This window comes from Fusibacter paucivorans, assembly GCF_018390735.1.
Lineage (GTDB): Bacteria > Bacillota > Clostridia > Peptostreptococcales > Acidaminobacteraceae > Fusibacter > Fusibacter paucivorans.
Genome location: NZ_JAHBCL010000027.1, coordinates 37,917 through 57,886 on the forward strand (window position 1 = coordinate 37,917; position 19,970 = coordinate 57,886).

Genomic DNA, 19,970 nt, shown 5'->3' on the forward strand with positions numbered 1-19,970 from the left:
ATGACAACCATTGGCATTACAGTCGCCGCCATGTGCGGCATTTCGGGACTGCTCGCCCTCCTCTTATCAATTGCCAATAAAACCATTGCCAATTACGGAGAAAAAGAGATTACCATCAATTCAGAGAAAAAATTAACGGTTGACGGCGGCGATACACTGTTATCGGCGCTTGTCGAACAAAAAATTTTCATCCCTTCCGCGTGCGGCGGCAAAGGGAGCTGCGGCTACTGCAAGGTTAAAGTCATCGAGGGCGGCGGTCAAATTCTGCCGACAGAATTCGGCTATGTGACGCCTGACGAAAGAAAGGAAGGCATTCGTCTGGCGTGTCAGTTAAAAGTCCGCGAAAATATGGCCATTGAAATCCCCGAGGAACTCTTTAGCGTTCAGCAAATGCTCTATCGTGTCGAGGCGCTTATCGACGTCACTCCGACGATTAAACATTTGAAACTGCACTTGCCTGAGGGAACGCATTTAAACTTTAAAGCCGGTCAGTACGTTCAGATACTGGCACCCAAATACAAGGGCAATGAAGAGGAGGTTTACCGCGCCTATTCCATCGCGTCTTCACCGCTGGACGATGCTCATTTAGAGCTCTATATCGGCTTTGTGAAAGGCGGCATCGCCACGACATTCGTCCACGAACATTTAAAAGCCGGTGAAGACCTCATCGTGGTCGGCCCCTACGGTCACTTTTTCTACCAGCATACAGATCGGCCAATGGTGCTCGTCGCCATCGGTACTGGCATGGCGCCAATTGTCTCCATTCTCAAATACATGCGCGATGAAAAAATCAATCGCAAAGCAACTTTTTACTTTGGCGCGCGTACACGGGATGACCTCTTCGAACTCGATACACTGGAAGCCTTAAAAGCAGACTTGCCGCAACTGGAAGTCATTACATGCCTGTCCAGACCGACAGAACAGTGTCACTGGGACGGCGAAGTCGGCCGCGTTACAGATCTGCTCAAAAAATACCTCGTCGATGCTGAGCAGTCAGAAGCCTATCTCTGCGGCAGCCCTGTAATGATCGATTCAGTTATGCCGATTCTAATGGAAAAGGGGATGCCCGAAGCGCAAATATACTATGATAAATTTGAATAATATCTTAACCGTGTAACGTAAAAGCCTATCCATTCACTGCCTCATGCAGTTTTAGGATAGGCTTTTACAATTCCAGCGGCCACACAGGTGACTTGAAATGTTCATCAAAATCAATCACTTTAATTTCACCATAGAGATAGTGTTCCTGATAAAACAGGCTTTGAAGCACCATCCCGTGTGCCATGACAATCGCCGACTGATAGGTTTGCGCATAGGCCAGCAGTGCTGTTCTGACCCGCTCTTTAACAGATGCTAAGGGTTCCCATCTCGTATATTCAGCATACTGGGACACTTCTTCCGGCAATACCCCTTTATGTTGCTTAAAGTCCTCAAAGAGCAATTTTAGTTCTTTATAAGAGCCGTACTGAAATGTCGTATCGGGAATCCATTCGTGCAAGTCGTGAACGACAACGGTGGTCAGCCCTGTCTCTTTTGCCACAATGGCCGACGATTGCAGTGCCCGCGTGTATGGTGACGATAAGATCACCTCAGCATCTGTTTCGCTAAGCCGCTTCCCCGCTTCAATCATTTCAGCAATGCCAATGTCATTCAACGCCGCCAAATCTCGCCCCTGTCCAATTAACCCCCTTCGCGTACACGGTGTATAACTCGGCTCACCGTGCCTGACCAAGTACAGTTTCATGATGCCCCCCTTTTGACACGCCTCTCCAAAATCATATCTGCTTCGTTGTTTCTTTTTTCGCTGTTTCGTTAATGCATACCCATTATCCGATTTAAAACACAAAAAACCGACTTCATCGAGATGAAGTCGGTTATCAGTCCGTTAAACCTTATTGATACAGCGGGAAACGATCACACAGCGCTTTAACGCGTTTTTTAGCATCAGTGAGATCACCGTCTTTGTTATCAATGACAAAGCTGATGATATCGGCAATTTCAATCATTTCTGCTTTGCCAAATCCCCTTGTCGTCGATGCCGGTGTTCCAATACGGATACCGCTTGTCACAAAAGGACTTGCCGTTTCATTTGGCACTGTATTCTTATTGGTTGTAATGCCGACGGAATCCAGCAATTTTTCAGCATCTTTCCCCGTAATGTTTTTACTGCGGAGATCGATGAGCATAAGATGATTATCTGTGCCGCCGGAGACGATTTTAAAGCCGCGGTCAATCAGTGCTTCCGACAGCGCTGCCGCATTGTCAATGACTTGTTTTTGGTAAACTTTAAAATCATCTGACATCGCTTCTTTAAAACAAACTGCCTTCGCCGCAATAATGTGCATCAGCGGGCCGCCTTGGATACCTGGGAAAATCGCCTTGTCAACTGCTTTTGCATAGGCTTCTTTACAGAGAATGGCACCGCCTCTTGGCCCTCGGAGCGTTTTATGCGTCGTCGTTGTCACAAAATCTGCAAAAGGCACTGGATTTGGATGATAACCTGCTGCTACCAGTCCGGCGATATGTGCCATATCCACCATCATGTATGCGTCAATTTCATCGCAGATCGCTCGGATCTTTTCAAAGTCAATCATTCTGGAATAAGCACTGGCACCTGCGACGATCATCTTTGGTTTTTCTTCAATGGCTTTTGCACGAAGTGCATCGTAATCGATCCATCCGTCTTCATTAACGCCATAAGACACAAAATCATAAAGGATACCTGAAAAGTTAACGGGAGAACCATGGGTTAAATGGCCGCCGTCTGCCAAGTTCATGCCTAGAATCTTATCGCCGGGTTTAAGCACGGACATATAAACGCCCATATTCGCCTGTGAGCCTGAGTGCGGCTGAACGTTGGCGTGCTCGGCTCCAAAGAGTTTTTTCATGCGGTCTCTTGCCAAGTCTTCGCTGATATCAACGTACTCACAGCCGCCATAATAGCGCTTGCCGGGATAACCTTCTGCGTATTTGTTTGTTAAATGTGTCCCCATTGCCGCCATTACGGTCGGACTTGTAAAGTTTTCCGATGCGATCAGCTCGATATTGTTCGTTTGTCTCTCAAGCTCAAGTCGCATGCTTTCATAAAGCTCTGGATCATTTTCCTTAATCAATGTAAGATTCATGCATCAAACTCCTTTCAACGATCTCTATTTTTTCAAAGGCGCCAAGTGAATGGCTTCCCCCTTTAATCCCAAAACAGCCTCGTGGAATGCTTCGGACAAAGTCGGGTGTGCGTGGATCATTCCTTTTATGGCGTTTACGTCAAGTGCCTGATGCAGTGCCAGTGTTGCCTCGTGGATGAGATCGGAAGCATGCGGTCCCATGATGTGTACGCCCAACAGGACGCCATCTTTATCGGAGAGCACTTTGAGAATGCCTTCACCTTCACCCATTGTGAGTGCTTTGCCATTTGCACCAAACATAAATTTACTTTTGAGATAAGCTATGCCACTTTCCTTGAGTGCCTCTTCAGTCAGTCCGACTGAGGCAATCTCCGGATTGACAAATACACAGCTTGGAATAGGCGTTGCCGAATGTTCATGCGATACCCCCATAAAGTGGTCAACCGCTTCAATCGCTTGATGCGACGCAGCATGTGCCAACATGGTTTTACCGTTGCAATCGCCAATGGCATATATTCCCGCTTGGTTTGTCTCGAAATGTTCAGTTACTTCAATACCTTTTAAGCTATATTTTATCTCAGCTTCGTCAAGATTTAAAGCCCTAATCCGCGGAATTCTTCCAACAGAGACTAAAATTTGATCGGATTCAATGTCAAAATCGCCTTTTTTGCCTTCACAAGTACAGACGAGCGCTTGATTTTCCAATTTTCTGATCTGTTTTGCCTTTGTTTGCTTATGAATGGCAATGCCTTGCTTTTTCGCCTGAACAGCATAGCGTTTTACAATTTCTGCGTCAAGCTGCCCTAAAATCTGATCGGCAAATTCAACAACGGTAACCTCACTGCCAAAGGCATTAAAAATGCCGGCAAACTCCATACCGATCACACCGCCGCCAATAATGGTCAGTTTCTTCGGAACAAAATCAAACTTCAAAATCTGCTCACTGGTAACGACGCCCTCGAGGTCAATGCCTTCAATCGGCGGCATCATCGGTTCAGAACCTGTTGCAATGACAATGCCGTCAGCTGATAAAACCGTCGTCTCTCCTTCAGGTGTACTCACAGCTACCTGCCTGTTTGACATAAGATGTGCTTTGCCGCTGATAACGTCAATGCGGTTGGCTTTTAACAATGCCGCAACGCCATCGACCAATGTACCCACCACTTGCTGTTTATGGCCTTGTACACCCGCCATATCCAGTCGAAATCCATCGACATGAATGCCGAATTGTGCCGTTTCGGTCATGGCATGATAAAGCGAAGCGCTCTTATAGAGCGCTTTTGTAGGAATGCACCCGTCGTTCAGACAGGTGCCCCCGATTTTATTTGATTCGATAACCGTTACCGACGCGCCTAACTGGGCACCTCTAATGGCTGCAACATACCCGCCGGGACCGCCGCCGATCACGATCATTTTTTTTGCCGTCATGATAAATGGCCTCCTGTTTACGCTTCTTCGGATGTTGCAGGCGTCGGTTCCCACTTGAGAATAGGCGTTCTCGCCGCCCTAATCTCATCGACGCGTCGAATTGGCGTCGTCGTTGGCGCCTGTTTCAGCGCTTCGGGATTTGTATCTGCCTCTTCACTGATTTTAATCATAATGTCAATAAAATCATCCAGTGTTTCGAGGCTTTCGGATTCTGTCGGTTCAATCATAATCGCATTCGGCACGATGAGTGGGAAATAGATCGTTGGCGGATGATAGCCGTAATCCAGCAGTCGTTTTGCGACGTCCAGCGTTGAACATTGCGTCAGTTCACCTTTTAACCCCGCCAGTACGAATTCATGCTTACACTTTGTATTGGCAAAGACTTGATAATGGTCTTTCAGTTTTTCCTGAATATAGCTGGCGTTTAAAACCGCCATTTCACTGGCGCGCTTAAGGCCTTCGGCACCCATTGAAAGAATAAACGTATAGGCTCTGACGAGTATGCCAAAGTTGCCATAAAAACTCTTTACCTTGCCAATGCTGAGCGGTCTGTCGTATGACAGATCATAGCTACTCTCACTTTTTATGACAACCGGCGTCGGCAGAAACGGTTCGAGAAATGCTTTAACGCCCACCGGGCCTGATCCCGGGCCGCCGCCGCCATGCGGGGTGGAAAAAGTCTTATGCAGGTTGTAATGCACAACGTCAAATCCCATGTCGCCCGGTCTCGTCTGACCTAAAATGGCATTGAGGTTGGCGCCGTCATAATAGAGCAACCCGCCTGCTTCGTGCACCAGTCGCGCGATTTCGACGATATTGCGGTCAAAGAGCCCAAGTGTATTGGGATTCGTCAGCATCAGCCCGGCAATGTCATCACCGAGTGCCGCCTTGAGGCTTTCCAGATCGATTTCGCCCATGCGCGTCGACTTAATTTCGACAATATCAAAACCGGCAACATTGGCACTGGCAGGGTTGGTGCCGTGAGCTGAATCGGGAACAATAATTTTGGTTCGCTTTTGGTCGCCTCTGCTCTCATGATAAGCTTTCATTATCATAAGGCCTGTCAGCTCGCCATGTGCCCCGGCAGCCGGTTGGAGTGTAAAAGCATCCATCCCGCCAATTTCTGACAACATGGCCGAGAGGTCATACATCAGTTCAAGCGCACCCTGCGTCTGCTGTGTCTTTTGCTGAGGATGCAACGCGGCAAAGCCTGAAAATCCAGCCATATCTTCATTGAGTTTCGGGTTGTATTTCATTGTACAGGAACCGAGCGGATAAAAGCCCGTATCGACGCCAAAGTTTTTCTGACTCAGCAGCGTGTAGTGACGCACGAGCTGGGGTTCAGAGACTTCCGGCAGTTCAAGTGAGGTTTCTCTCAATAAGCCTGCAGGGATAATGGATTCAATCGGTTTATCACAGACATCCGCCTTTGCAACGCGATATGCTGATCTGCCCGGTTTGGATATTTCAAAAATCAATTGATCGTAATTTACCATGGATATGCCTCCAATACTTCGACCAATCGGTCAATTTCTTCGACAGTTCGTTTTTCTGTGATGCAGAAAAGGATGCGCTGTGCGTTATCATCACTGATATTCAGGCCTCCCAATATGCCGTTTTCGAAAAGGTGCGCATTGATGGAATCAACATCGGCACCACCATTGACTTCCAGTGCGAATTCTCTGAAAAACGGCTGTGCATAAGCCGGCTTGAAGTGCCCGGTTGCCAACAGTTTTTCATAACCGTAATAGGCGCGTCTCGCCGTTTCCGCCGCCATTTGATAGAGGCCTTCACGACCTGTGACACTCATAAAAATCGTCGCCGTCAGTGCATTGAGCGCTTGGTTGGAGCAGATATTAGAGGTCGCTTTTTCTCGGCGAATGTGTTGTTCACGCGCCTGAAGTGTCAGTGTAAAGGCGCGTTTGCCGTCGAGGTCTACCGTTTGCCCGACGATGCGTCCGGGCAGTTTTCGCATTTGCTTTTTCGTCGACGCCATAAACCCAAGATACGGGCCACCGTAATTAAGGCCATTGCCAAGCGGCTGTCCTTCGCCTACGGCTAGATCTGCGCCATATTCACCCGGCGTCTTTAAAAGTGCCGCGCCGATTGGATCGACATTCATGATGAACAGCGCTTTTGCTTCGTGTACAGCCTCTGCAACACCCGAATAATCTTCTACGATGCCGTAAAAATTCGGTTGCTGAACAACGACGCCCACAACATCGGCATTTAATTTCGCTGTAAGCGCATCACGATCCATCACGCCGTCTTTTGCTCCAATTTGAACAACTTTGATGCCCTTGAAGCGCATATAGGTTTCAACGACTGCAATCGTCTCCGGATGTACCGTCGAAGCGATGAGTACCGTATCGCCCTTTTGGTTTGCAGCTGCAAGCATTGCCGCTTCGGCGGTCGCCGATGCACCGTCGTACATGGAGGCATTGGCGACATCCATCCCCGTGAGGTTGGCAATCATCGTCTGGTATTCAAAGATCGCCTGAAGTGTTCCCTGGCTGATTTCAGGCTGATAAGGTGTATAAGCTGTATTAAACTCCGAACGTCCGATCAAATGCTTGATAACGGATGGTACAGCATGGTCATAGGCACCAGCGCCTAAAAAGCAAACCAGTGAATCCGTTGAGACATTTTGGTCGGCAAGTGCTTTTATCTGTTTGGTTACTTCCGTTTCCGAAAGCGGTGCACATAAATCAAGCCGTCTGTTGAGCTTTACCGCCTCCGGAACATCTGAAAAGAGCGCTTCAACGCTGTCGAGCCCAAGGGCCTCAAGCATGCGTGCCACATCTTCGTCTGTATTGGGGATATAGGGAAACATTATGCCTCCTCTTCGCAAAATGCCGTATAGCCGGCAGCATCTAAAAGCGCCTCAAGTTCTGAAACATCATCGAATTTAATTTTAATGATCCAGCTTTCATATGGCGCACTGTTTACACTGCCCGGTTCATCTTCTAGGGATTCATTCACTTCGAGAACTGTACCGCCGACAGGCATCAAAAGATCAGATGCCGCTTTAACCGATTCAATGGTACCAAAGCTGTCTCCTGCATCAAAGTGATCATCTTCTTCCGGCACTTCGACATAGACGATGTCTCCTAATGAATGCTGTGCATGATCTGATATGCCAATGATACCTGTATCGCCTTCAATTTTAAGCCATTCATGATCTTTTGAATAATATAATCCTTCTACCGTTTTCATTTGCCTTGTCCTCCTCATTCTCTCATACATTTTTATAAGTTATCATTCGGTTATTCAATGCGTTTCAGCCGTTTGTCAATAAGCCGTCGATTGCATTGCCGTTTAGCAAAAATACAGCAGTCTACCCATCGCGCTATTTCCATAAACGATTAAAAACGCTAGCAAGTTATGCATTATGTCATTTCGTAAGATAATTCTGTAAGCCTTTTTAACCTTACTTTTTATATTGTTTTTGATAAAAGCGTTTACTGATCACCGTTGCAGGGAACAGTTTCTTTCGAACTTTTACCTCAAAGGCAGTTCCCATACTCGTATAATCAATCCCTACTAACGCGAGGCCAATATTTTTCTTAAGTGTCGGCGAGAAATAACCTGTGGTAACTGTACCAATGAGTGTTTCGCCAGCATAGACTTCATAGCCTTGTCTCGGGATGCCTTTTTCCATTTCAAAGCCAACGATTTTTCGCTTTAGCCCCGTTGCTTTCTGGGCTTTCAGTGCTTCTTGACCGATAAAACCCGTTTTGTCAAGTTTCACGAAAAAGCCAAGTCCCGCTTCAAGCGGTGTGATGGAATCAGAGATTTCATGACCGTAGAGCGGCAGACTCGCTTCAAATCTCAGTGTATCTCTTGCGCCAAGTCCACAGGGCTTCAAGCCTTCCGCTTTGCCGGCATTCAGCACTGTATCCCAAAGTTTTAAAATGGTATCATGCGGCGCATACACTTCAAAACCATCTTCGCCCGTGTATCCCGTTCTGGATACCAGACACTGCGCGCCATCTATGACGACACCGTCGACAAAGTGAAAAAAGCCAATACTGCTGAGATCAAAGTCTGTAAGTTTCTGCAAAATGCTTTCTGCCTTTGGACCCTGTACGGCAATCTCCGAGTAGGCATCAGACAAGTGTGTTACCGTCACGTTAAAAGCAGACGCATGCTGTTCAATCCATGCAACATCTTTATCAATGTTGCCTGCGTTGATCACCAGAAAATAATCCGTTTCTGAATACTTGTAGACCAACAGATCATCAACAACCGTTCCATTTTCATAGAGCATCATACCGTACTGAACCTGTCCCTCCATCAGCACCCCGATGTCATTGGTAAAAAGGTGCTGAACAAATGCTGTCGCATCTTTGCCTTCAATGCGTACTTCCCCCATATGGGAGACGTCAAACATGCCGGCATTATAGCGCACCGCTTCGTGTTCTTCGATAATCCCCTCGTATTGAACAGGCATTTCCCATCCGGAGAAAGCAATCATTTTGCCCCCTGACGCCAGATGTTTTTCATAAAGCGCCGTCCTCTTTTCACTCATTTACTGCCTCCTTAAATCTTTGTCAGCTATTAAAGCTATACCCATTTTTTATCGTAAGATTTGAATCATTAAAGCTGTGTTGCAATAAAAAAGAGGTATATGCGGGCATAGCAATGCTAATGCCTTCATATACCTCTGTTCTTTTACCTGAGAGTTTCTAAAGCGGTATTCCGCTAAATTCCTCCTTCGGTGCCTATTAAAAGGGCTCTCCAGAGTTCCATCCGATGATGCTACTGGTGCCTGAGAGTTTCTGGCGCGTTTTGGCGAACGACCCATTGCTCCTTCGGCTATCAAAATATGATATCTCGCATCATCCTCAACTGGTTTATTCTTTGTAACTCTATTTTAGGCGATTGTTCCGCGAATAGCAACCATAAATTTTAAAAGATCCGAATAAAAATTCATGTTTTACTAATATTGATCGTCAGGCTGTGCTTCGAGCCATGCCGTCAATGCCGGTAAAATCTTCTTGACGGTATCATCTTCAAATGGATTTTTTAATCCCGCTTCCTTGACGAGCTCAAGGAAGGAAGCACTGCCGCCACGCTTGCATAGTGCCAAATAGCGCGTCCATGCCGCTTGATGATCCGCTTGGTTGGCAATGTGAAACTGAAATGCACACATTTGTGCCAATGTATAATCAATGTAATAAAACGGATTATTAAAAATATGTCCCTGTCTAAACCAGAAGCCGCCGCTTTCGAGAAAGGCATCGCCGTCGTAATCGCGATGCGGCAAATATGCTTTTTCAAGGTCTCGCCACAACAGGCGCCTTGCCTCAGGCGTCATTTCAGGTTTTGCATACACTTCGTGCTGGAATGCGTCCACCATGGTACCGTACGGAATAAACAGGATTGCTTCTGTCAAATGATTAAACAGGTATTTATCCGCCTGATCGCCGAAAAAGCGTTTCATCCAAGGCCATGTTAAAAATTCCATGCTCATGGAGTGTATTTCACAGGCGTCAAGTGTCGGCCATAGGTATTCCGGCAATTCGTAATGACGGCTTTGATAGGTTTGGAAGGCGTGACCGGCTTCATGGGTCAGGACGTCCACGTCCCCTGAGGTTCCGTTAAAGTTTGAAAAGATATACGGCGCGTTATAATCATACAAGAATGTGCAATAGCCGCCGCCGGACTTCCCGGCACGCGCTTCAACGTCCATGAGTTCCTGATCGTACATAAGATCAATAAACGCACCGGTTTCTGGCGACAACTCATGATACATAATTCGCCCATTTTCGAGAATTTCTGCCGTTGACCCGATCGGTTTAGCGTTGCCGCTTAAAAAAGCAATGCCCTCATCGGCAAAAGTCAGTCTTGTGAGACCAAGCCTTTTCATTTGGCGTTCTCGAAGCATTGTCGTCACAGGCACCAGTTCTTTTAATATTTGTTCGCGATAGCCTTTGACTTCGGCAGGGCCGTAATCAGTGCGCATAAGTCTCAAATAACCCAGCGGCGTATAGTTTTCAAAACCCATTTTTCGGGCCATGGCATCCCGTGTTTTGACGAGTTTATCATAAAGGGCATCAAAAGCTTCCAGATGATCGTTAAAAAAGGCACTGGTCGCCAAATGAGCAGCTTTTCGTATTTGTGGATCCGGGTCCTCGTAAAACGGTCCCATTTGGGACAAGTTTCTTATTTCACCTTCAAAAGGAATTTTTGCCGAACTCCTCAATTTAGTATATTGGCTGGTCAATTGATTTTCCTGTTTCAAATCTTCAATAATCTTTTCATCAAATGCCTTTAAATTAACTTCGATCAACTTAAAAAAGTGATCGCCGTATTTCGCCTTCGCTTTATCAAGGTGCGCAGACGCATAAATTGCTTTATAATAGGCATTGGTCAACGCTTCAAATTCCGGCCCCATATTGTCCATTAATTCTTGCTCTCCTGTATAAAAGGGATCTTCTGTATTAAGCGAGTAGCGTATGCTCACCAATGTCATCATGGTATCAAAATGTCTTCGAATATCATTGACTTTTTCAATCGCTTCAATGACGGCATCACCACTGTGTGCCGTTCGAATGGCTTCTGTCAAGGCGCCCATTTCTCGTGTCAATTGCTGGATATCTGGTCTTTCATATTTAAATTCGCTAAATTTCATGCGGCCTCCTTTTGTTTATGCCTTTTCTTTTCTGTCATTGCTTTCTGTCATTGCTTTCTGTTATCGCTTTCTCCTTACTACATTACCCTATTCAAGCGGAAAATAAAATTAAATCCTTTTAACAACTGAGGGAATGGCATAAAAAAACACCAATCCACGCATTGTCGCAGTTGGTGTTTCCGAGCGCTGCTCTCTTTCGATAAAAAGCAGCCGGTTTATCGCTTTATAGCATGCCTATCGTAATGGGCATCTATATAATTATTTTCTTGAATGTTATCGCATCAAACCATATCGGTACCAATTGAGGAACCGATATCAATTCATAATCATATGATCAGGCGACAAGCTGGCAATCATTCAGCCATCGATCAAAGCGTTTTAATGCATAATAAGTTTCAAAGCTCATTCGCGGAACAAATATATACGCTTCCGGTGTGTCGAACTTAACGAGACTCATGGCTTCAAGTGCCCTAAATGTTGCATCATCCAGTTCGTTGAGTCCGGTTTTAATAAAAGTCAGAATGTAGCCGCCCTCTGTCTTTTCGATGTTTTCAATCTGTTTTATATCCACTGTGACGGGTGCTGTCAAATGATCTTCTGTCACATTTGACAAGTTTTGAAAACTGACAGCCGTGCCATCGATATCAATTTGATAGGTTGCCAGATCACGGCGTTTTATAAGTCTGAGAATGTGAAATACGGTATACAGTACAATAATTGGCGCATAGATCGCGAGCGGCAGTGCGGCCACTTTATCAACTGTCTGGTGGCGCACGAGCATATAATAAACAATGGCTGCCATGGCAAAGCACAGTGCAAAGACACTCGGTCTGTTTGCATATTTTGAAATGAGTACTTTCATCTGTGCCCTTCTCAGGTCAACCTGCCTTGAGAGCACGTTGATTTCCATTTTCATAAGATCACCTCTTTGCCATTATTTTAAAACTGGAATGTTCAGTTCATATCAAGCAATGGTAAAGAGTGCGTAAAAAATCCCCTCACGGCATCATTGCTGAATGACCCGAAAAGTCGTTTCTTAACAACTGACCTTTTGGTAACCATTCATCTTGCCGGTGAGGGGGTCTATATTATCTTTAATAGCTTTATTGTCGTTATTAGATTTATTGTCGTTATTTGCTTTTATCTAATTTGTCAGTGTCACTTGAACCACCATACCGGGTTTGAGTGCGCTGTCATCATTTGAAACGGTAATGTCTACCGGGAATGTCCCCGTCGCTGCGTCACTTGCAGGTGCCACGGTTATTATTTTACCTGTTCTCACAATGCCAAGTGCCGGCACCGTCACCGTTACGTCTTCGCCTGCGGTAACGCCGCCGATTTGGCTTTCTGTCACTTCAATGGTCAATTTTACTTCTTTTGCATCAATAATTGACATCGCCTTTGTCTGTGATGAAACCATATCGCCGATATCAATTGAATCCATTGCAATTTCTCCGTCCATTGGCGCCTTTACGGTGCAGTCTTCCAAGTTTTTAAGGGCAATATCCCAAGAGGCCTTCGCCGCATCAACTTGTGCTTTGGTCGTTTCAAGCGACGTTACAATGCCTTGAGATGCTGTATCGAGCTGTGCCTTTGCTGAATCCATCTGCGCTTTGGCACTGTCGAGTGATGTCTTTGATGCACTGCCGGAATCGTATAGCGCCTTAATGCGGTCATAATTGTCTGCTGCATTTTGATAAGCAATTCTCGCAGGTGTTACACTTGATTTGCTGTTATAACTCGTTAAACTGCTTTGATAAGTTGTCTCAGCGATTTTATAGCTTGCCGCTGCTTGGTTGGCGACGAGTTCACGATCAGTCTTGCTGAGTTCAAAGAGAAGATCACCCGCTTTAACACTGTCGCCAACACTTTTGTAGATATTTTCAACTTTGCCTGCGACATTTGGAATGACATCAATGCTGTCAGAAGCTTCAAGTGTCGCCGTATAAATTCTCGGTGTTGTTTCAACTGCTGCAAGCGCCGCTGCTGCTGCCGCCGTCTCTTCTGAAACGGATTCGCCAATGTGAATTTTAACCGTTGCATTCATCCCAAATGTCATTGGCAGCTGTTCAGGATTTTTAATAAATACTTTTACGGGAATAAGCTGTGTTACTTTTGTAAAGGTGCCGCTGGTACTAAAGCTCGTTGCACCTGAAAAGTATGTTTGCGTGATTAAATCAATATTACTGACAACGCCTTTAAATGTCGTACCCGGATAGGCATCCAGTGTAACGTCTACGGTTTGACCGACTTTTACTTTTGCAATATCCGTTTCTTCAACATTGACGCCGATATACAAATGATCGGTATCAGCGACAACGGCGAGTTGTGTTGCCGGTGAAGCCATTTGGCCTGCTATGCCTGAGTTGACAACGACTGTACCGTCAATTGGCGATGTAATATACGGCAGTGTTGCCTGTCTGCCAAGTACTTGGTTCTTTGCAACTTTTTCGCCGGCATTCACCGACCATTCAATGAGTTCACCGTCGGACAGCGGCGTAACCGAATACATTTTCGCCGTCACTTTTGCGTTTTCCGTTGTAAAGTAATTGCTGTGCTGATTAAAATAGTATAGGCCGTAACCTGCTGCCGCAATAACGATCAGCAAGAGCACGCCAATGACTTTCTTGCCTCGTCCGCCCTTCTTTGGTTTCTCAGATGCACTGTTTGACTGCATTTGTTTTTCGCTCATAGGTGATGTTCCTCCTGTTCATTCTATTCTTCAAACTGGCTCATATAGAGCTCTGCATAAAATCCATTTTGTGCAAGCAATGTGTCGTGGTTGCCCTGTTCCACGATATCGCCGTCTTTCATGACGAGGATTAAATCCGAATCCTTAATGGTTGACAGCCTGTGGGCGATGACAAAACTCGTTCGATTTTGCATCAAATGTTCCATAGCGCGCTGAATGAGTATCTCCGTTCGCGTGTCGACTGAACTTGTCGCTTCATCCAAAATGAGTATTTTAGGATTGGCCAGAATCACACGCGCGATGGTAAACAGCTGTTTTTGCCCTTGCGAGATATTGCTGGATTCTTCATTGAGCACCATGTGATACCCATCCGGCAATGCTCGAATAAACTCATCACAATGTGCAGCCTTCGCCGCTTCAATGACTTCTTCATCAGTTGCCTCCGGTGTACCGTATCGAATGTTCTCCATGATGGTATCGTTGTAGAGCCATGTATCTTGAAGCACCATGCCGAACAGCTCTCTGAGATCGTGACGGGTAAATTCATAAATACTGTGCCCGTCGACGCTGATATCCCCTTTGCCGATGTCGTAAAACCGCATCAGCAGTTTGACAATCGTCGTCTTGCCTGCACCTGTCGGACCAACAATGGCAATGCGCTGACCCGCTTTCACTTCTGCTGAAAAATCTTTGATAATCAGCTGTTCAGGATTGTAGCCAAAGCTCACATGATCGAAAGTAACATCACCGTGAATGGCCTCCGCTGTAATTGGCGATGACGATTCGGGTATTTCTTCCGGTTCTGCTAAAAATTCAAACACGCGTTCAGCAGCTGCAACGGTTGACTGCAATGTATTGGAGATTGACGCCAACTGTGATACAGGCTGTGTAAATGAACGCATGTATTGAATAAAGGCTTGAATATCACCAATGTCAACGACCTTTTTCACGGCTAAATAGCCGCCGAGAATGCTGACGAGTACATAGCCCAAATTGCCGACAAAGTTCATAACGGGCATCATAATACTTGAAACAAACTGCGATTTCCAAGCAGAATGATAAAGTTCATCATTAATACTGTCAAAGTGTTCAACAGCATCTGCTTCACCGTTAAAAGCCTGGACGATGGTGTGGCCGCCATAAATCTCTTCAATATGCCCATTCAGTTCACCTAAATGCTTTTGTTGTGCCTTAAAGTAACCTTGTGATCGCTTAATCACTACACCGATAATCACCATAGTCAGTGGTACCACCAGCAGAGCGACAATGGTCATCAGCCAGCTGATGGAAAGCATCATCGTCAAGACGCCGATAATCATCGTCGTCGAAGTAATGAGCTGCGTCATCGTCTGATTGAGCGTCTGATTGACGAGGTCGACATCATTGGTTATTCTGGAGAGTACCTCGCCGTGTGTTCTGGTATCATAGTAATTAAGTGGAATTCTATTCATTTTTTCTGAGATGTCCTTGCGGAGTTTGTAAGTCACCCGCATGGAGACACCCGTCATTAAATAACTCTGTGTATAAGAACAGATCGCCGAAACGATGTAGAGAACGACCAGCAGCGTAATCATCTTGCCAATGTATTGAAAGTCCGTTAGAAGTCCCGTTTGCAGGTAAAATGCAATGAGGCCTTCTGCAAGTTTGGTCGTAACCTTACCCAGTAGTTTCGGGCCGACGATGGAAAACGTCGTGGAAAACAATGCGAAAAAAATGACCAGGCCGACCTTGACGCGATAGGGCTTCATATAACCTAAGAGCATCCTCAGCGTCTTATTGAAGTCCTTGACCTTTGCATCAGAGCCCGCCATGTTTTTGCCCATGCCGCCACCCATCGGTCCACGTTGTTGTCTCGATTCACTCAAGTGCCAATTCCTCCTCACTTAACTGCGACCGCGCAATTTCGCGATAGACCTCACAGGTTCTTAACAGGGATTCGTGTGTCCCCTTGCCAACGATACGACCGTTGTCCAGTACCAGAATCTGTTCTGCATACATAATGGTACTGACGCGCTGAGCAACCAGAATAATGGTACTGTCGCCAGTTTCTTTTTTTAGTGCAGTCCTCAATTTTTGATCCGTTTTGACGTCTAGTGCTGAAAAACTGTCGTCAAAGATATAAATCGGCGCATTTTTCACCAGTGCCCGCGCAATGGAAAGCCTTTGCTTTTGGCCGCCTGAGACGTTCGTGCCCCCCTGTGCAATGGTGGATGCGTATTTTTCTTCTTTTGTTTCAATAAATTCCGTCGCCTGCGCAATGCGAGATGCCTGTTCGACGGTTTCAATATCAGCGGTTTGATCGCCGTATTTTAGATTTGATTCTATCGTCCCGGAAAAGAGGATACTTTTCTGCGGCACATAACCGATTTTATCGCGAAGCATATGTCGTTTAAGGTTTTTAATGTTTTTGCCGCCGACGTAAATGCCGCCGTCCGTCACATCATAAAAACGCATGATTAAGTTGACAAGCGTCGATTTACCGCTGCCCGTAGAGCCGATAATGGCCGTTGTCTGCCCCGCTTTCGCTGTAAAGTTCAATTGATGCAAAACATCGCCCTGACCGCCGGGATAGTGGAAGCTGACATCTTTAAACACAACTTCCGGTGTAAAATCCGCTTCAAAATGATCCGGGTTTGGATCATCGACAATACTCGGCATCGTTTCAATAACTTCGGCTACCCTGTCTGCTGATACCGCAGCACGCGGTACGAGGATAAACATCATGGACATCATGAGAAAAGCCATGATGATCTGCATGGCATACTGCATATAAGCCATCATGTCACCGATGTTCATTTGAAAAGATGACACGTGTTTCGATCCCACCCATACAATGGCCACTGAGACTAGGTTCATAACGAGCATCATCACCGGCATGAGCAGCACCATAATGCGATTGACAAAAAGGTTTGTCTGCGTTAAGTCTTCATTTGCCTTGTCAAAACGATTAAGCTCAAACTGCTGCGTGTTGAATGCCCTAATGACGAGCATCCCGTCAATGTTTTCCCGTGTAACCAAATTCAATCGGTCGACGAGTTTTTGAATGAGTTTAAACTTCGGCAGCACGATTGAAAACAGAATTGCAATTACCCCCAACAGGGTAATCACGGCGATGCCAATGATCCACGACATTGAAGCGCTGCTGTTAATCGCTTTGATGATCCCGCCGAAGCCCAAAATCGGCGCATAGAAAATCAGGCGAATCATCATGGCGAGCACGGTCTGAATTTGCGTAATGTCATTGGTTGTTCTCGTAATGAGCGATGCCGTCGAAAACTGATCGAATTCGGCATTGGTAAAAGCGGCAACCCTTTTAAAAACATCTTTCCGCAAGTCACGAGCCACACCTGCCGCCGTCATTGACGCCATAAACCCCACCGTAATGGACGCTAAGGTGCCAATGAGCGTTATCAAAATCATCGTCGCACCGGTTTTAAGGATAAAGCCGATGCCCCCTGACATAACGCCGGTATTGACGATGTCCGCCATATAGTCCGGCAACGCCAGATCACAGTTTGCCTGTATCAGCAAAAGCATTACAGCAGCTAAAATCATGAGAGCATATGGCTTTAAATACTTCACAAGTTTTAACATGTATGACTCCATTCTATTTCTTTATTATTCATTGCTTTATTTTTAATTACGTTATTCTTTATTGCTTTATTCTTTATTGCTTTATCACACAATCTTTTCTCCCGGTCACTGCGTCCCACCGGCAGCAAAATTTAACCATTGCAAACAATGCAATGGTATCTGAGAAAATTGAATCATTACCCTCTCTGCTTACTGATGAGTAAAAGCTTAATACTTGGATCATCAATGGGATCATTATCTCAAAACTTTAACCACAGCCATTTTTATGATCATGCCGCATTTCGTTTACCACACTATACAGCTTGTCGAGCAGTTCAATAAACTTCTCTGTATCTTCTTCACCCATGCGCTCAAAGATCTTTGTCATGCTTGCAATGAGCCTTGCATTTTCGCGGTCGAGCACCGCTTGTCCCTCCAGTGTCATTTTTGCATAGACGCGCCTTCGGTCATTCTTCGTCGAATAGCGTTCGACATATCCCTTTTCTTCCAGCGCACTTATTTTTTGGGACACCGCTGAATTGCTGATTTCCATCAATGCCGCAAGTTTTGATATCATAATGCCGTCGCCGTCATCACTGTTCATCGCGATGCGCTTCATCATCATCAAATCGCCTCTGGCTATTTCACTGGCGTTGGGATTAACCATGTGCATGCGTTGAAAGGTCTGCATAATTCGGTAAATTCTATCAACATTCTTTTTTTCCAATCGTCCGCTCCTTTCCTTGAAACATTAAGCACCGCTTTATTGCCTTTATAAAGTTTCCATACATTGCGAACCACATGTCTTATCTCGTTTAGCATGTTTATATTTTAATACATTAATTATTTAGCATCTTAAACAAATGATACTTATTTAGTATACGCATCTGGCCAATTTGTGTCAATCAAAAAAGAATGAACGTTTTGTGACTTTGCGGCAATATTAAAGCACGCCGATGACTTTGACGACATCGGCGTGCTCTTCTGTTTCATTTGAAGTTGTCTAAACCATTTTATGGCAAGTGCATTGTCGAAATACATCCATTCAAAACAAGTTTGCAGCCTATTTGAAAGCATGAGCGTAGGCATGATTTCAATAACATGCGCTTAAAGGATCTCAGATAAAAGCAAAAACTGAATGCTTTTGCGCCTTTATTCAAAGCGATAGGACAAAACCTGCTTTGGGCACACATCAATGCATTCACCGCAGAGAATGCAGTCGTCGTGTTTAATTTGACCACTCTGAATGTGCTGCATAACGTCAATGCTCATTTGACACGTTTTAGAACATTTACCGCAATGAATACAGTCCGCTTCACGCGCGCCAATCATTAACTGCGGTGCATGTATTATTTGCCCTGCTTTTGCACCAGCTACCAAAAAGGGAGACATCCAGCATATGCTGTGACATGCCCCTCTGCTGCCAAGAACCATATCGAGCACAAACAAGATGCCGACGACAAGATAATAAATGAAAAATTTTTCCGGTGAATCAACGGCAATATAGCGTTCCGTCATAAAGAAGGGCGAAACCTGCTGCACGCCGCCGGCTCTGAAAAATCCGATGAGCATGATGCTGAACCAAATGGCAAAAACACTGTACCGTACCCATTTAAGCCGTTTGGCGTTCACTTTTGAATCATTGACCTGCCGACATAATTCACCGATTGCGCCGCCCGGACAGAGCCATCCGCACCATGCGCGCCTCATGAAAACGCCTGTGATCAACAACCCTGCAAAGGTGATAACACTGCCTGTTATAACGCCTTGAAAGGCACCTGACAGCGACAGCACCGGTGAAAAATAATTGAGCGTCAATGGGAAACAAAATAAAGACAGCCATAAAAGGGTCTTTCGAATTTTACTTGATCTGCTATTTCGCTGCATCAGCTTCATCTCCTTCACTAAATAGTTTTTGTGCTGCCTCTACCCATGCCAAATAAGCGCGATTCACCTTCTGGCCAAAGTCGATTACACTTAACACCATCGGGTGATTTTCATCTTGATCCAACAGTTTTGTTACTTCATCTGAAAAGGCATTAAGCTGATCTAAATCACTTTGATGTGCTGCTTGAAATGCCGCTAAATGCGACTGCATCGCCTCTCGGTCAGCAAGATTGCCAAAATACATTTTCAAAAGCAATTCAAGCCTTACCATTTCTGTTTCAACCGGCATCGACAGCCACGTTTTTAATTTGGCTGTTCCCTGAGGTGTAATGGCATATGTTTTCTGCGCGCGATTGTTCTGCGGTGCGATATCGAGGATGTTGATATCACCTGATTCGACCATCGTTTTGAGCGTTGGAAATATTTGACCATAACTTTCACGCCAAAAAAATTTAAACCGAATGTCAATGACCTGCTTGATCTGATAACCGGTCATCGGTGCTTCACTTAATAATCCCAAAATAACATAAGTCGTTTTTTTCATTTGTTTTCACCTGAAATACAATGCTGTGTAGGCCATCCAATTGTCACACAGCTGTTATCAATTGACCAATTACGCTAATATATC

General features: G+C 45.4%; 16 protein-coding genes and 1 riboswitch. Of the genes, 1 reads left to right on the forward strand and 15 read right to left on the reverse strand.

The window, feature by feature from the left end; all coding sequences use genetic code 11:
• Positions 1-1,101 (forward strand): NADH:ubiquinone reductase (Na(+)-transporting) subunit F, encoded by a 1,101-nt coding sequence (locus KHM83_RS14550; protein ID WP_213237762.1) that lies wholly within the window; start codon positions 1-3, stop codon positions 1,099-1,101.
• A gap of 64 nt (positions 1,102-1,165) precedes the next feature.
• On the opposite strand, the gene KHM83_RS14555 is transcribed toward KHM83_RS14550, so the two are convergent.
• From KHM83_RS14555 to KHM83_RS14625, 15 genes are all read right to left on the reverse strand, one after another.
• Positions 1,166-1,744 carry a histidine phosphatase family protein gene (locus KHM83_RS14555; RefSeq protein WP_213237763.1) on the reverse strand — a complete coding sequence of 193 codons (579 nt, stop codon included), beginning with the start codon at positions 1,742-1,744 and terminating at the stop codon, positions 1,166-1,168.
• Between the two features lie 148 nt (positions 1,745-1,892).
• Complete coding sequence (gene glyA, locus KHM83_RS14560; protein WP_213237764.1) at positions 1,893-3,125, reverse strand: serine hydroxymethyltransferase; 1,233 nt, start codon at positions 3,123-3,125, stop codon at positions 1,893-1,895.
• A 24-nt stretch (positions 3,126-3,149) separates the two neighbouring features.
• Positions 3,150-4,553 (reverse strand): dihydrolipoyl dehydrogenase, encoded by a 1,404-nt coding sequence (gene lpdA / locus KHM83_RS14565; protein ID WP_213237765.1) that lies wholly within the window; start codon positions 4,551-4,553, stop codon positions 3,150-3,152.
• A 17-nt stretch (positions 4,554-4,570) separates the two neighbouring features.
• On the reverse strand, positions 4,571-6,049 hold the full coding sequence (gene gcvPB / locus KHM83_RS14570; protein ID WP_213237766.1) for an aminomethyl-transferring glycine dehydrogenase subunit GcvPB: 1,479 nt from the start codon (positions 6,047-6,049) through the stop codon (positions 4,571-4,573).
• Positions 6,043-7,386 (reverse strand): aminomethyl-transferring glycine dehydrogenase subunit GcvPA, encoded by a 1,344-nt coding sequence (gene gcvPA, locus KHM83_RS14575; RefSeq protein WP_213237767.1) that lies wholly within the window; start codon positions 7,384-7,386, stop codon positions 6,043-6,045. Before gcvPA ends, gcvPB begins: the two co-directional genes overlap by 7 nt.
• Positions 7,386-7,769, reverse strand: coding sequence for a glycine cleavage system protein GcvH (gene gcvH / locus KHM83_RS14580; protein WP_213237768.1), 384 nt, complete (start codon positions 7,767-7,769; stop codon positions 7,386-7,388). The genes gcvPA and gcvH overlap by 1 nt, the downstream gene beginning before the upstream one ends.
• 214 nt (positions 7,770-7,983) lie before the next feature.
• Positions 7,984-9,084, reverse strand: a complete 1,101-nt coding sequence (gene gcvT, locus KHM83_RS14585; RefSeq protein WP_213237769.1) for a glycine cleavage system aminomethyltransferase GcvT — start codon at positions 9,082-9,084, stop codon at positions 7,984-7,986.
• Between the two features lie 125 nt (positions 9,085-9,209).
• Positions 9,210-9,307: riboswitch (glycine riboswitch) on the reverse strand.
• A 188-nt stretch (positions 9,308-9,495) separates the two neighbouring features.
• Positions 9,496-11,190 (reverse strand): M3 family oligoendopeptidase, encoded by a 1,695-nt coding sequence (locus KHM83_RS14590; RefSeq protein ID WP_213237770.1) that lies wholly within the window; start codon positions 11,188-11,190, stop codon positions 9,496-9,498.
• Between the two features lie 334 nt (positions 11,191-11,524).
• The gene (locus tag KHM83_RS14595; RefSeq protein ID WP_213237771.1) at positions 11,525-12,106 is read right to left on the reverse strand and encodes a hypothetical protein; all 582 of its coding nucleotides are present in this window, start codon (positions 12,104-12,106) and stop codon (positions 11,525-11,527) included.
• Between the two features lie 228 nt (positions 12,107-12,334).
• Positions 12,335-13,882 (reverse strand): efflux RND transporter periplasmic adaptor subunit, encoded by a 1,548-nt coding sequence (locus tag KHM83_RS14600; protein ID WP_213237772.1) that lies wholly within the window; start codon positions 13,880-13,882, stop codon positions 12,335-12,337.
• Between the two features lie 23 nt (positions 13,883-13,905).
• Entirely contained in the window at positions 13,906-15,717 is a 1,812-nt protein-coding gene (locus tag KHM83_RS14605; RefSeq protein WP_213237788.1) for an ABC transporter ATP-binding protein, read from the reverse strand.
• Between the two features lie 22 nt (positions 15,718-15,739).
• Positions 15,740-17,476 carry an ABC transporter ATP-binding protein gene (locus KHM83_RS14610; RefSeq protein WP_213237773.1) on the reverse strand — a complete coding sequence of 579 codons (1,737 nt, stop codon included), beginning with the start codon at positions 17,474-17,476 and terminating at the stop codon, positions 15,740-15,742.
• A gap of 247 nt (positions 17,477-17,723) precedes the next feature.
• On the reverse strand, positions 17,724-18,182 hold the full coding sequence (locus tag KHM83_RS14615) for a MarR family winged helix-turn-helix transcriptional regulator (protein ID WP_213237774.1): 459 nt from the start codon (positions 18,180-18,182) through the stop codon (positions 17,724-17,726).
• A gap of 425 nt (positions 18,183-18,607) precedes the next feature.
• Entirely contained in the window at positions 18,608-19,342 is a 735-nt protein-coding gene (locus KHM83_RS14620) for a 4Fe-4S binding protein (RefSeq protein WP_213237775.1), read from the reverse strand.
• The gene (locus tag KHM83_RS14625) at positions 19,329-19,886 is read right to left on the reverse strand and encodes a PadR family transcriptional regulator (protein ID WP_213237776.1); all 558 of its coding nucleotides are present in this window, start codon (positions 19,884-19,886) and stop codon (positions 19,329-19,331) included. The genes KHM83_RS14620 and KHM83_RS14625 overlap by 14 nt, the downstream gene beginning before the upstream one ends.
• Positions 19,887-19,970: the final 84 nt, after the last annotated feature.